The 13,366-nt window shown below is 52.6% G+C and carries 11 protein-coding genes, 2 tRNA genes, 2 rRNA genes, 1 other RNA gene and 1 other annotated feature; of the genes, 3 read left to right on the top strand and 13 right to left on the bottom strand.

Annotated features, from left to right (window positions below; genetic code table 11):
* Positions 1-184 precede the first annotated feature (184 nt).
* The 6 genes from DFG60_RS13495 to tadA form a co-directional block, all read right to left on the bottom strand.
* Positions 185-403 (bottom strand): YaaL family protein, encoded by a 219-nt coding sequence (locus tag DFG60_RS13495; RefSeq protein ID WP_269801303.1) that lies wholly within the window; start codon positions 401-403, stop codon positions 185-187.
* Entirely contained in the window at positions 403-1,002 is a 600-nt protein-coding gene (gene recR, locus DFG60_RS13490) for a recombination mediator RecR (protein ID WP_114572290.1), read from the bottom strand. The genes DFG60_RS13495 and recR overlap by 1 nt, the downstream gene beginning before the upstream one ends.
* 18 nt (positions 1,003-1,020) lie before the next feature.
* Positions 1,021-1,341: a YbaB/EbfC family nucleoid-associated protein gene (locus DFG60_RS13485; RefSeq protein ID WP_114572289.1), complete on the bottom strand. Its 321-nt coding sequence runs from the start codon at positions 1,339-1,341 to the stop codon at positions 1,021-1,023.
* 33 nt (positions 1,342-1,374) lie between these two features.
* Entirely contained in the window at positions 1,375-3,060 is a 1,686-nt protein-coding gene (gene dnaX, locus DFG60_RS13480) for a DNA polymerase III subunit gamma/tau (RefSeq protein ID WP_114572288.1), read from the bottom strand.
* Between the two features lie 96 nt (positions 3,061-3,156).
* Positions 3,157-3,423: signal recognition particle sRNA large type (gene ffs, locus DFG60_RS13475), an RNA gene on the bottom strand.
* A gap of 46 nt (positions 3,424-3,469) precedes the next feature.
* Positions 3,470-3,976, bottom strand: coding sequence for a tRNA adenosine(34) deaminase TadA (gene tadA / locus DFG60_RS13470; RefSeq protein ID WP_114572287.1), 507 nt, complete (start codon positions 3,974-3,976; stop codon positions 3,470-3,472).
* Between the two features lie 108 nt (positions 3,977-4,084).
* Here tadA and DFG60_RS13465 point away from each other — a divergent pair, with 108 nt between their 5' ends.
* Positions 4,085-4,714: a deoxynucleoside kinase gene (locus DFG60_RS13465; RefSeq protein ID WP_114572286.1), complete on the top strand. Its 630-nt coding sequence runs from the start codon at positions 4,085-4,087 to the stop codon at positions 4,712-4,714.
* Positions 4,711-5,388 (top strand): deoxynucleoside kinase, encoded by a 678-nt coding sequence (locus DFG60_RS13460; protein WP_114572285.1) that lies wholly within the window; start codon positions 4,711-4,713, stop codon positions 5,386-5,388. The genes DFG60_RS13465 and DFG60_RS13460 overlap by 4 nt, the downstream gene beginning before the upstream one ends.
* Before the next feature lie 84 nt (positions 5,389-5,472).
* Here the strand turns inward: DFG60_RS13460 and DFG60_RS13455 are convergent.
* From DFG60_RS13455 to DFG60_RS13440, 4 genes are all read right to left on the bottom strand, one after another.
* Positions 5,473-5,562 (bottom strand) — tRNA-Ser (locus DFG60_RS13455).
* A gap of 34 nt (positions 5,563-5,596) precedes the next feature.
* Positions 5,597-5,687, bottom strand: a tRNA-Ser gene (locus tag DFG60_RS13450).
* A 141-nt stretch (positions 5,688-5,828) separates the two neighbouring features.
* A complete protein-coding gene (gene serS / locus DFG60_RS13445) occupies positions 5,829-7,103 on the bottom strand; it encodes a serine--tRNA ligase (protein WP_114572284.1) in 1,275 nt (424 codons plus the stop codon).
* 59 nt (positions 7,104-7,162) lie between these two features.
* Positions 7,163-7,370 (bottom strand) — a binding site (T-box leader).
* 12 nt (positions 7,371-7,382) lie between these two features.
* A complete protein-coding gene (locus DFG60_RS13440) occupies positions 7,383-8,621 on the bottom strand; it encodes a D-alanyl-D-alanine carboxypeptidase family protein (protein ID WP_114572283.1) in 1,239 nt (412 codons plus the stop codon).
* A gap of 135 nt (positions 8,622-8,756) precedes the next feature.
* On the opposite strand from DFG60_RS13440, the gene pdxR reads away from it, so the two are divergent.
* On the top strand, positions 8,757-10,151 hold the full coding sequence (gene pdxR / locus DFG60_RS13435; protein WP_114572282.1) for a MocR-like pyridoxine biosynthesis transcription factor PdxR: 1,395 nt from the start codon (positions 8,757-8,759) through the stop codon (positions 10,149-10,151).
* Between the two features lie 105 nt (positions 10,152-10,256).
* Here the strand turns inward: pdxR and guaB are convergent, their stop codons facing one another.
* The 3 genes from guaB to DFG60_RS13420 form a co-directional block, all read right to left on the bottom strand.
* The gene (gene guaB, locus DFG60_RS13430) at positions 10,257-11,720 is read right to left on the bottom strand and encodes an IMP dehydrogenase (protein WP_114572292.1); all 1,464 of its coding nucleotides are present in this window, start codon (positions 11,718-11,720) and stop codon (positions 10,257-10,259) included.
* 150 nt (positions 11,721-11,870) lie between these two features.
* Positions 11,871-11,986, bottom strand: a 5S ribosomal RNA gene (gene rrf, locus DFG60_RS13425).
* Positions 11,987-12,033: 47 nt separating this feature from the next.
* Positions 12,034-13,366, bottom strand: a 23S ribosomal RNA gene (locus DFG60_RS13420); the annotation flags it as partial.

Below are 13,366 nucleotides of genomic sequence, written 5' to 3'. Positions count from 1 at the left end.
AACAAGTTCTTCCGAACAAGTCAACGATTATTTTCAAATCGTTTTTCTTCTTTTCGCGTCGTCGTGTTTCTCTTGAGGACATGTATTAATATATCACTATAATTTTTATGATGCAACCCTTTTTGCAAAAACTTTTAAAAAGGAAAACCAGGTGAGGCAATTCGCCTCACCTGGCAGTTTGGAATCATCTAACCGAGAGAAGAGAGACCTTCCTCCTCTTCGCCTCACTGATGTAGAAGAAATAGATCGATTCTGCAAGTTTCATCTGCGCCTCGAGATCACCCGTGTCATCATAACTGATTTCAAGGAGATGACGTTTCATCAGATAAGTCTCTTTAGCCCTCATCAACTCTTCGATCAGCTGTTTGTCATACGTGGACCTGATTTTTTTTCGAAACCACATCATAACTCTCTGCGTCCCTCCATGGCACGCGCGAGCGTCACTTCATCAGCATACTCCAAGTCCCCTCCGACCGGAAGACCGTGAGCAATCCGCGTGACTCGAATGCCGGTCGGTTTCAACAAGCGTGACAAATACATCGCCGTCGCTTCTCCTTCGATGTTCGGGTTAGTCGCCAAGATGATTTCCGTTATCGCTTCATCTGATTGCAGACGAGTCAGCAAACCGGAGACATTGATGTCCTCAGGACCGATTCCTTCCATTGGACTGATTGCACCATGTAACACATGATACAAACCTTGGTAATCCCGCATCTTTTCCATCGCGATGACATCTCTTGAATCTTGAACGACACAGACAACTGTCCGGTCCCTATGCTTGTCTTCACAGACATAACACGGATCCTTGTCCGTGATGTTCCCGCACACGCTGCAATACGAGACATCCCGCTTCGCACTGACGAGCGCCTTCCCGAACATCAAGACATCATCTTCTTCCATATCGAGCACGTGGAATGCGAGACGCACTGCCGTCTTCGGACCGATTCCCGGCAACTTTGTAAAACTCTCTATTAGACGGCCGATCGCTTCAGGATATTGCACACTGTCTCCTCCTACGCCTTAAAACATTCCCGGTACGTTCATTCCTTGTGTGAAGCGTCCCATCTTCTCCGAGACGAGCTCATCTACTTTCTTAAGCGCGTCGTTCGTCGCTGCGAGGACCAAGTCTTGAATCATGTCGACATCATCCGGATCGATGACTTCTTCCTTGATGATGACGTCTACGATGTTCTTATGACCATCAGCTACGATAGACACCATTCCGCCGCCAGCAGTCCCGGTCACCGTAAGATCCTTCAACTCTTCCTGAGCCTTCGCCATCTCTTTTTGCATCTTTTGCATTTGTTTCATCATATTGTTCATGTTACCCATACCTCGCATGATAGTTCCTCCTTAATTGAATGTAAGTCAGTATCAATCCTCGAACTCGACGATGTCTCCGAAAAGCCCAAGCGCAGTTTCGCGTGCCTGCTCCTTTTCGTCCACCTCGCCAGTCGCCTTCTCTTCTATAGTACTACTATTTCGCTTCGCCAAAAACTCTTGCTTGAGCACTTCCCACTCCGAGTGGAGGATCGGAAGAATCTCCCGTTTGACTCCGGTCACTTCAAACATCGATTCCTCAATCAAGAAGCGTTCCCGATCTTTCGACATGAATTCGCCGACATGCCAGCTCATCTCATCCTTGAACTCGACAAGGAGCGCATCCTTCGAGCAGAGAACCGGACTGCACTCGTGGATGAGTGTATAGACCGGTCCATGCTCCGAGCGAACAAGGCTGAGAACTTGATCCCAGCGATTACGTATTTCTTCAAGTTGCGCCTTCTCAGCACGCTCGAGCATCTGGCGAATCCGATCTTTCGGAACCCGGATCGTCCGGGCTGCCTTCCTCGGCTTGGCAGCTTCACGCTTCGTCTGCTCTGGCGCCTGTGCCGCTCCGGAAGTTTTCAGAGCGTGCATTTGTTCCTTCAACTCCCGGACCTCTTGCTGGAGTGACTGAACGATTTCCCCGGTCGTCCGCCCTTGATCGGCGATTCGAATGAATGCGATCTCGATCAAAACCTTCGGATGGTTCGTCAGACGCATCTGTTGTTGACACTCATTCAGCTGCTCGATCACGTGAAAGCAGGATTCCGGTGTGATTGCCTCAACGAAGCGTTTGAACGCCTCTGTCGGCTGGGCCCTTTCAAGAAGATCGACAGCAGATGGCGATGCCTTGAGCAGGAGCGTATCACGATAGAAGTAGACGAGATCCTCGACGAATCGTTTCAAATCCTTACCGGTCCGTTGCATCGCCTCAAGCGTCTCAAGCAACGTATCGACCTGATGCGCCGCGAGCGCTTCCGCTATCGAAAGGAGCGCCTCATCCTCTACCGCACCTGTCACTTCAAGTACCGCCTCATCCGTCAAGTCGCCTCCCGAGAAAGCGACAGCTTGATCGAGGAGACTCAGCGCATCGCGCATCCCACCGTCAGCCGCACGGGCGATCAGACGAAGCGCAGTGTCGGAATATCCGATTGCTTGGTCAGATAGAATGAATGCCATCCGTTCGACGAGTTGGTCGACTTCATGGCGCTTCACATCGAAACGCTGACAGCGCGAGATGATCGTCGCCGGGATTTTATGAGGTTCCGTCGTCGCCAGGATGAAGATAGCATGCGCCGGAGGTTCCTCGAGCGTCTTAAGCAACGCATTGAACGCTCCCGTTGAAAGCATATGCACCTCATCGATGATATAGACCTTGTATGCTGCCTGGCTCGGCGGATATTTCACTTTGTCCCTGATTTCACGTATCTCGTCGACACCGTTATTCGAGGCCGCATCGATTTCAAAAACGTCAGGACTTGACCCTTCCGTGATCGCGATGCATGTCGGACACGTATTGCATGGCTCTTTGACAGGCGCGTGCTCACAGTTGATCGCCTTCGCGATGATTTTCGCGAGACTGGTCTTTCCCGTCCCGCGCGGACCCGAGAACAGGTAGGCGTGCGACATCCGCTTCTCCATCAATGCGTTCTGGATCGTCCGCGTGATGTGTTCCTGACCGACTACCTCGTCGAAGCGCTGGGGACGGTATACCCGGTATAATGCTTGATAGGCCAAATCCGTGCCTCCTCTTTTTCGTTGATTCCTTGCTCTATTTTACCTAAAAAAGTCTACAACCGAAACGGCTGTAGACTTGTTTTGTAAATTAAACTGCCGCACACCATATTCTGAAATACGTTCAACATGCGTTACTTACGCAGCCTGCTCAGTCCAAGCACTCCCGCGGCACACAGAGAGCACCACTTAAGGCTGCTTCCTTCCGGACCTGACCTGATTCATGGGTATCTGTTGCGCAGGACTCAAACGTCAACGCTACTTACGTAAGGCAGACCATACCAATCGTATCCCTCGATATGGAGTTCAGTCTCGCTATAGCGGATTGCGAGTTACAGGGCACCGCTACCTCCCCACCTAGTACGGCAAATGGTATATCGTTTTTAGTGGCACCCTCTCGAGTGCTTTTTCATTATACTGTTTCATCCTGTTCAGCGCAAGCCATCGCCTGCTTGCGTGCCTTCTTTTCCGCCCGCAGGTCACGGAAGAAGGACGTCAGCATCTCCCCGCACTCTTCTTCGAGTACTCCGCTCGTCAGACGGGAGACATGATTGAACCGTTCATCCTGGACGAGGTTCATCAGCGTCCCGCAACACCCGCCTTTCGGATCGTTCGCACCGTACACTACATGTTCGATCCGCGAGAGCATGATCGCACCGGCACACATCGGACAAGGCTCGAGTGTCACGAACAGCTCGCACCCTTCGAGACGCCAGTTCTCAAGCTTCTTGCAGGCCTCCTCGATCGCAATCAGCTCAGCATGCGCCGTCGCCTGCTGATCGGTCTCACGGTGATTGTACCCACTCGCGATGACTTGATCATCCTTGACGATAACGCAACCGATCGGCACTTCCCCGATCCGTTCCGCCTTCTTCGCCTCTTCGATCGCGAGGCGCATATATCGTTCGTTTCGCTCCATCTCTCGTCTTCCTTCCTTCAAAAAAAATCTCTTTTGTAATCTTCGGCAGGGGTCCGTTTTGTGTGCTAGAATATAAATTGCACTTTGTCGAACGGAGGGTAATTGATTATGTTCATAACGGTCGAAGGACCGATCGGCGTTGGCAAAACCTCACTGGCCAATGCGATCAGTCATCATTTCTCATTTTCCATGTTGCGCGAAATCGTCGAAGAAAATCCCTTTCTTGGGAAGTTCTATGAAGACATCGAAGAATGGAGTTTCCAAACGGAGATGTTCTTCCTTTGCAATCGATTCAAACAATTAGACGATATCGAACGCCACTATCTCAGTCAACGCCGTTCGGTCGTCGCAGACTACCATATTTTCAAGAACTTGATTTTTGCCCATCGTTCCCTGAAGACGGAACACATCGAAAAGTATGAGCAGATCTACTCGATTTTGACGACGGATATGCCAAAACCAGATGCGGTCATCTATTTGAACGCCAGCATCGATACATTGATGAAACGCGTCGCACTCCGCGGACGCGAAGTCGAAGAGAACATGTCACGTGACTATCTCGAACGGCTCGCAGCGGATTACGAGACGTTCGTCACAGAATTCCAAGCGAAACATCCCGAAGTGAAGGTCATCCGTTTTGACGGGGACCAAATCGACTTCGTAAAACGTCCGGAGGACCTTGATTTCGTCCTCAATAAAATCCGCAACGAATTATATGAAGGAGCGAACCACGCATGAACTCGAACTTACGCGAAAAATTCAACATTCCTGCCGATGCAGTCATCACGATCGGTGGAATGGTCGGGATCGGAAAATCGACGATCACGAACGGCCTGGCAGATTCACTCGGATTCCGCACGTCGCTCGAGAAGGTCGACACGAACCCGTATCTCGATAAATTCTACCACGATTTCGAGCGTTGGAGCTTCCACCTTCAAATCTACTTCCTTGCCGAGCGCTTCAAGGAACAAAAGAAAATCTTCCAATATGGCGGCGGCTTCATCCAGGATCGCTCCATCTATGAGGATACAGGCATCTTCGCGAAGATGCACTTCGAGAAGGGCACGATGTCGCCGACCGACTACGAGACATACTCGAGTCTGTTCGACGCGATGGTCATGACCCCGTTCTTCCCTCACCCTGACCTGTTGATCTATCTGGAAGGTTCATTCGACCAGGTGCTCGATCGCATCCGCCTCCGCGGTCGCGAGATGGAGCAACAGACACCGATCAGCTACTGGGAAGAGATGTACGAGCGCTATACGAACTGGATCAACGAGTTCACGATCTGTCCGGTCCTTCGTCTCTCGATCGATGAGTACGACCTGCTCAACGAGCCGGAGTCGATCGAACGAATCCTCTCGAAGATCAGCAAGCAGCTCGAAGTCGCACGTGTCGCGAATACACGATGAATTTCAAGACCAGCTCACGCTGGTCTTTTTTCGTCCGAATGGACATGAAAAAAGAGCATCTCATAAGCGAGATGCTCTCTGTAGCGGAGTCGGTGGGATTCGAACCCACGCGAGCCTTGCGACCCCTAACGGATTTCGAGTCCGTCCCCTTCAGCCGGCCTTGGGTACGACTCCACGATTAAGTGAAATTTTAGGTAAAAAAAAAGAATGGAGGAGGCGGTGGGATTCGAACCCACGCACGGCTTTCGCCGCCTGACGGTTTTCAAGACCGTTCTCTTAAACCACTTGAGTACGCCTCCGTACTTATGATCGGGCGAGCGTTTAACCGCTTGCCTTCCTGACATAAATTATAATAGCATCTCTTTTTTTCGTTGTAAACCCCTTTTCTAAAAAAACTTTTAAATAAAAGAAAAGGGGCGTAAACGCCCCTCGTTCTTGTCTTATCGAATGACCTCAGCGCCACCCATATACGGGCGAAGTACTTTCGGAATAACAACTGTTCCATCTTCTTGCTGATAGTTCTCAAGAATCGCAGCGACCGTCCGTCCGACTGCAAGGCCTGATCCATTCAACGTATGGACGAACTCAGGTTTTGCGTTCGCCTCCCGGCGGAAACGGATTTGCGCCCGGCGCGCTTGGAAATCTTCGAAGTTCGAGCAAGAAGAGATCTCCCGGTACATCCCTTGCGCCGGCATCCAGACCTCGATGTCGTACTTCTTCGCAGCCGTGAAGCCGAGATCCGCCGTACACATGCTGAGCACTTGATATGGAAGCTCAAGCTGTTTGAGCACCTCTTCCGCTTGTCCTGTCAGCAGCTCGAGTTGCTCGTATGATTCCTCCGGCTTGACGAAGCGGACGAGCTCGACCTTATTGAACTGGTGCTGACGGATCAGACCGCGCGTATCGCGTCCGGCAGACCCTGCTTCTGAGCGGAAGCACTGGCTGTATGCTGCGTAGGCAATCGGGAGCTGATCCGCGCCGAGGATCTCATCCCGGTGCATGTTCGTCACAGGGACTTCAGCCGTCGGAACGAGGAAGAAGTTCGTCTCTTCGATTTTGAATGCATCTTCCTCGAACTTCGGAAGCTGCCCTGTCCCTGTCATCGATTCGCGGTTGACCATGAGCGGCGGAAGAACCTCCGTGTAACCGTGCTTGTCTTGATGGAGATCCATCATGAAGTTGATCAAGGCACGCTCGAGCCTAGCTCCGAGTCCTTTATAGAAGACGAAACGGCTGCCTGTCACCTTCCCGGCACGCTCGACGTCTACGATGTTCAAGCGCTCCATCAGATCCCAGTGGGGGACGGCCTCGAAAGCGAAGGCAGGCTTCTCTCCGTTTTCGCGGATGACGACGTTATCGTCTTCAGTCGAGCCGATCGGCACGCTATCGTGCGGGATGTTCGGGATGCCAAGAAGCAGCTGGTTCAGCTCTTCTTCGACAGCACGCAGTTCGTCATCGAGCTTCTTGATCTCGTCTCCGACGGCCCGCATCGAAGTGATCGCCTCGTCAGCGTTCTCCTTGTTGCGTTTGAGTTCAGCGATTTTCTTCGTCGCGTCGTTCCGCTCCGCCTTCAGTTCCTCGACGCGGGCGATGAGCTCACGGCGTTTTTCATCGAGTACGATGAAACGGTTCATGTCGCCGAGGTCTTCTCCGCGGTGTGCAAGTTTTTCCTGAATCGCATCAAAATCCTGACGCAATCGTTTGATGTCTAGCATGAATGATTCCTCCTTTGTAAATGAAAAAAGACGACACGTCGCTCTCCGAAACTCGTTCGGAGAGGGACGAATCGTCTGGATCCGCGTTGCCACCCTCATTGCCAAAAAAATTGGCCAACTTGAAACGCTGTAACGGGCGTGCCCGCACCTTGTTCGCAAGGTGTGCTTCCGGTTCGATTCAAGACGGATTCCTGGCTAGTTCGCACCATCCACCAGCTCTCTTTACAGGAATGACTCATCTCTACTTACTCCGGTCATCGCATCGTTATGAGATTAGCTCTACTTTACACCATCAAGCGGAAGATTGACAAGTATTGGTTGACGGATGGCTGTCTCAAGCGCAGCAGACCAAGCGGCGATCGCCCGGAAAAGGCGCACATGCCATGGAGCTAACGCCGTCTGCTCGGGAGTGAGGAGAGCGGAATGCGGAGACTCATGACCGGGCAAGTAGAGCCCGTCATCCTCTATCCGAACTTCCCCTACGGTTTCTCCGGCCTTGACCGGGGCCTGCCTACCTTTCAGCTCATAGACCGCTTGGACTGGATTTCCCGTCGCCCGCACGGTCACTACGAGTGAATCAGTCGTCACGACATCGACCTTCGAGCGCTCCGCCCCTCTTACTTGGAGCTTCTCCTGGATCCGTTCACCCTTCGCGAAGAACGTCAGCGACTCGTAAGTGCGAAATGCATAGTCGAGCAACTTCCGCGTCTCCGCGAATCGCGCCTCATCTGACTTCGTCCGCATGACGACCGAGACATATGTCGCGTTCCCGCGCGTCGCGACGGCTGCGAAGCAATACCCGGCCAAGTTCGTCGTCCCCGTCTTCATGCCCTTCATTCCGGAGTAGGCATGCTCCATTTTTCCAAGCATCTTATTCGACGAATAGAGCACTTCCCCTTTGATCGTAACCTTCGCCTTGCTTGTCACGTCAAGCACGTCCGGATAGTCCTGTATGTAACGAATGACGAGGACGGCAAGATCGGTCGCAGTCATCAGGTTCGCGCCCGGTATGCTCGCATCCACGGCATCGAGTCCGGAGGCGTTGGCAAATTCAGAATCCTCCATCCCGAAACGAACGGCTTGCTCATTCATCCGTTCGACGAAACGCTGCTCCGAGCCATCGACGACTTCCGCCAGAAAGAGCGCAGCGTCATTGGCTGATTTGATCATCGCGGCCTCATAGAGCTCTTTGATCGTGTAGGTCGTATCGCGGACCGGGATTCTCGCTACCCCTTCCTGTTTCGCAAGCTTCAACACCTTTGCGCTCGGCTTTACGACTTGATCCCACTTCAAGTGCTTTTGCTCGACTCTCTGTCTGACGAGATAGAGGGTCATCAACTTCGTCATCGAGGCTGGCGGAAGCGCGAGGTCCGCTTGTTCCTGCAGAAGGATCTTTCCTGTCAGCGCGTCGGCGAGAATATAGGAACCTGCAGTGATCTTTGGCCGTTCTTCCGCGTGCATCTGTCGCACCGGAAAAATCAGGGTCATGATCAGCACTAAGATGGATATACGTCTCATGGCTCTCTCCTTTACGCGATATGTTGAATCAATTTTATCATAGAATCGCGCTATAAACTTCCACTCTGAGGACTGACTGGTTGAGGATGAGAAATTTGTATTAAAATGAAGTGATCAGTTTAGAGGAGGAACAACATGGACATGCTTTCTTTCCAACTCGTCCGCGAAGACGAACGCCCGCTATATGAGCAACTCTATCATCAAATTCGCCAGGAGATCATCGAGGGTCGCCTCCCTTACGGCGCAAAGCTTCCGTCAAAACGTAAACTCGGGCAATTCCTCTCACTCAGCCAAACGACGATCGAGCTTGCCTATCAGCAACTCGTCGCTGAAGGGTACGTCGAGTCCTTGCCGCGAAAAGGCTTTTTCGTCATGGCGTACGAGGAACTCGCGTACATCAAAAAAGAAGAAGGCGAACTGCACACGACCGCAGAAGAAACGGAGTCCGTCGCCTATGACTTCCACCCAAGCCTCGTCGACGCCTCTTCTTTTCCATTCTCACGCTTCCGGAAACATGCGAAAGACATCATCGACGACAGCCATCAGGAGCTCGTCTCGCTCGGTCATCCGCAAGGTGATCTGGTCCTTCGTGAGGAGATCGCGACCTATCTCTATCACTCGCGCGGCGTCATTTGTTCCACTGAACAAATCATCGTCGGCTCCGGGGTGGAACAACTGCTCCCTTTGCTCGTCTTGCTGCTCAAGGAGCACCGTTATTACGGAGTCGAGGATCCAGGGTACCACTCGGTCCGCTCCATCGTCGAAAGTCACGGGCGCAAGACCGTCCCGATTCCGGTCGATGTGAACGGCATCGTCGTCAGGCAGCTCGAGTCCTCAAACGCAGAGTTGATGTACGTCACCCCTGCCCATCAATTTCCGACGGGCAGCATCCTTTCGATCAACCGCAGACGTCAGCTTCTCAACTGGGCAGGTACTGATTCGTCACGCTACATCATCGAGGATGATTACGACAGCGAGTTCCGCTACAGTGGAAAACCGATTCCTTCGCTTCACAGCATGGGGGCGGATAAGGTCATTTACTTGAGCACGTTCTCAAAATCCCTCATGCCTTCTTTGCGGATCGGATACATGGTATTGCCGAAAGCGTTGCTGAAGCAATATCAACAAGAATTCTCCTATCATACCTCCAGCGTATCCCGTATCGACCAACACATCCTGGCCCGGTTCATGAAGGTTGATTTCGAGAAGCACCTCAACCGGATGCGTAAGATCTACCGTCGTAAACTCGAGTTGCTAACCAGCCTCTTGCGTCCAGCCGCTCCTTCCATCGCGGTCAGTGGAGACAGTACGGGCCTGCACGTCCTCCTGACCATCGCGAACGGGATGACAGAAGAGGAGCTGATCGAATCGGCGCGGCGCGTCTCAATAGACGTTTATGGACTTTCACAGTACTCGAGGAATACTCTTCCGGATCAGTTGCCGCAAATCGTCCTCGGATTCGCCAGTCTGTCAGAAGAGGAGCTGTCTTCCGGGATCTACCTCCTCCTCAAAGCATGGAAACTTCATTGATCTCCCCTCACCTAAACAGAAAGAAGCTCCTGTTCATTTCTACGGAACAGGAGCTTCTCTGTATTCAGCAAACACTGCGCCTTCTCGGGAACAGCGTTTTACGTTTTAGCGTGTATAGTTTGGTGATTCCTTCGTGATTTGGACGTCGTGCGGATGACTCTCCTGGAGTCCTGCGCCTGTCATGCGGATGAACTGCGTTTCTTCACGGAGTTCCTGGAGCGATGCCGCACCACAGTAACCCATACCTGAGCGGATACCACCCGTCAACTGATAGACAGAGTCACCGAGCTTACCACGGTACGCGACACGCCCTTCGATTCCTTCTGGTACGAACTTCTTATCAGCCTCTTGGAAGTAGCGATCCTGACTGCCACGCTTCATTGATGCTTCAGAGCCCATGCCCCGGTAGGTCTTGAACTGACGGCCTTGATAGATTTCCATCTCACCAGGACTCTCTTCGACACCGGCGAGCAGACTGCCGAGCATGACGGCATGTCCTCCGGCAGCGAGCGCCTTGACGATGTCACCTGAATACTTGATGCCGCCGTCAGCGATGATCGAGACACCGTACTTGCGTGCTTCCGTCGCACAGTCATAGACAGCAGTGATTTGCGGTACACCGACACCGGCTACGACACGTGTCGTACAGATTGAACCCGGACCGATTCCGACTTTGACGACTGACGCTCCCGCTTCGATCAAGTCACGTGTTGCTTCGGCCGTCGCAACGTTACCAGCGATGATAGCGAGGCTCGGATATTCTTCTCGAAGTTCGCGGACTTTCGCAAGAACCCCTTCCGAGTGCCCGTGCGCCGTATCGACGACAAGTGCATCGACACCGGCATCCACGAGGAATTTCGCACGCATTGATGCATCTTTCGTGACGCCGACTGCGGCTGCTACGAGCAGACGACCGTATTGATCTTTTGCAGCATGAGGATATTGCTCGACCTTCTCGATATCCTTCGTCGTGATCAAGCCTTTCAGCACGCCATTCCCGTCAACGAGTGGGAGTTTTTCGATGCGATGTTCATGGAGAATTTTTTCAGCCTGTTCGAGGGAAGTTCCGACTTGAGCCGTGATGAGATTGTCAGAGGTCATGACTGTTTCGATGACTGTCGAGTAATCCTTGACGAAGCGAAGGTCCCGATTCGTCAAAATACCGACAAGCTTTCGTTCCTGTTCGTTGTTGACGATTGGGACACCCGATATGCGATATTTGCTCATCAAGTACTCAGCGTCGTACACTTGGCGTTCTGGAGTCAGGTAGAACGGGTTCGTGATGACACCGTTCTCCGAACGTTTGACGCGGTCGACATGCTCAGCCTGCTCTTCCATCGACATGTTTTTATGGATGACCCCAAGGCCACCCTGTCTTGCCATGGCGATAGCCATCGGAGCTTCCGTCACCGTGTCCATCCCTGCACTGATGAGTGGAATGTTGAGCGTGATTCCTTCACAGAGCGTTGTCGAGAGATCGACGTCTCGTGGCAACACGCTTGAACGTCTTGGTACGAGCAATACATCATCGAACGTCAAGCCTTCTTTTGCAAATTTATTCTCCCACATCTTCATCCACTCGCTTTCTTATTTAAAAAAGATAATTGTTGTTATGGTAACAAGCGAGTAGAAGGGTGTCAATGACCCTAGCTATAATCAGAACAATCAGAAGTTTCACATAACACAAAAAAACCGACCCGAATGGGTCGGCTTCATATTGCCTGGCAGCGTCCTATCCTCACAGGGGGAAACCCCCAACTACTTTCGGCGCTCAGGTGCTTAACTTCCGTGTTCGGCATGGGAACGGGTGTGGCCACCTGGCCATCGCCACCAGACGATCGGGCTCGCGCCCTCAAAACTGAAGCCATCAACAAACATCGATTAGATCAAAGCCTCGACCGATTAGTATCACTCAGCTCCGCATGTCGCCATGCTTCCACCCGTGACCTATCTACCTCATCGTCTCTGAGGGGTCTTTCTTGATTGCTCAAAGGGAAATCTCATCTCGGAGGGGGCTTCATGCTTAGATGCTTTCAGCACTTATCCCGTCCGCACGTAGCTACCCAGCGATGCTCCTGGCGGAACAACTGGTACACCAGCGGTGCGTCCATCCCGGTCCTCTCGTACTAAGGACAGCTCTCCTCAAATTTCCTGCGCCCACGACGGATAGGGACCGAACTGTCTCACGACGTTCTGAACCCAGCTCGCGTACCGCTTTAATGGGCGAACAGCCCAACCCTTGGGACCTACTCCAGCCCCAGGATGCGATGAGCCGACATCGAGGTGCCAAACCTCCCCGTCGATGTGGACTCTTGGGGGAGATCAGCCTGTTATCCCCAGGGTAGCTTTTATCCGTTGAGCGATGGCCCTTCCATGCGGAACCACCGGATCACTAAGCCCGACTTTCGTCCCTGCTCGACTTGTAGGTCTCGCAGTCAAGCTCCCTTCTGCCTTTGCGCTCTTCGAATGATTTCCAACCATTCTGAGGGAACCTTTGGGCGCCTCCGTTACTGTTTAGGAGGCGACCGCCCCAGTCAAACTACCCGCCTGACACGGTCCTCCAGCCGGATCACGGCTGCGAGTTAGAGACTCTATGCATGAAGGGCGGTATCCCAAGGGTGACTCCTCCGAAGCTGGCGCTCCGGGCTCGACGTCTCCCGCCTATCCTGTACATCATGCACAAAGCCCCAATATCAGGCTGTAGTAAAGCTCCATGGGGTCTTTCCGTCCTGTCGCGGGTAACCTGCATCTTCACAGGTACTATGATTTCACCGGGTCTCTCGTTGAGACAGTGCCCAAATCGTTACGCCTTTCGTGCGGGTCGGAACTTACCCGACAAGGAATTTCGCTACCTTAGGACCGTTATAGTTACGGCCGCCGTTTACTGGGGCTTCGGTTCAGAGCTTCGCTTGCGCTGACCCATCCCCTTAACCTTCCAGCACCGGGCAGGCGTCAGCCCCTATACGTCATCTTGCGATTTAGCAGAGACCTGTGTTTTTGCTAAACAGTCGTTTGGGCCTATTCACTGCGGCTCCGCCTGAGGCGGAGCGTCCCTTCTCCCGAAGTTACGGGACCATTTTGCCGAGTTCCTTAACGAGAGTTATCCCGCGCGTCTTAGAATTCTCATCTCGCCTACCTGTGTCGGTTTACGGTACTGGCGCCTTCCACCTCGCTAGAGGCTTTTCTTGGCAGTGTGAAATCGTGACCTTCGTCCC

Source organism: Exiguobacterium flavidum (assembly GCF_003344535.1).
GTDB classification, from domain to species: domain Bacteria; phylum Bacillota; class Bacilli; order Exiguobacteriales; family Exiguobacteriaceae; genus Exiguobacterium_A; species Exiguobacterium_A flavidum.
This window is presented reverse-complemented; position numbering and strand designations above follow the sequence as displayed.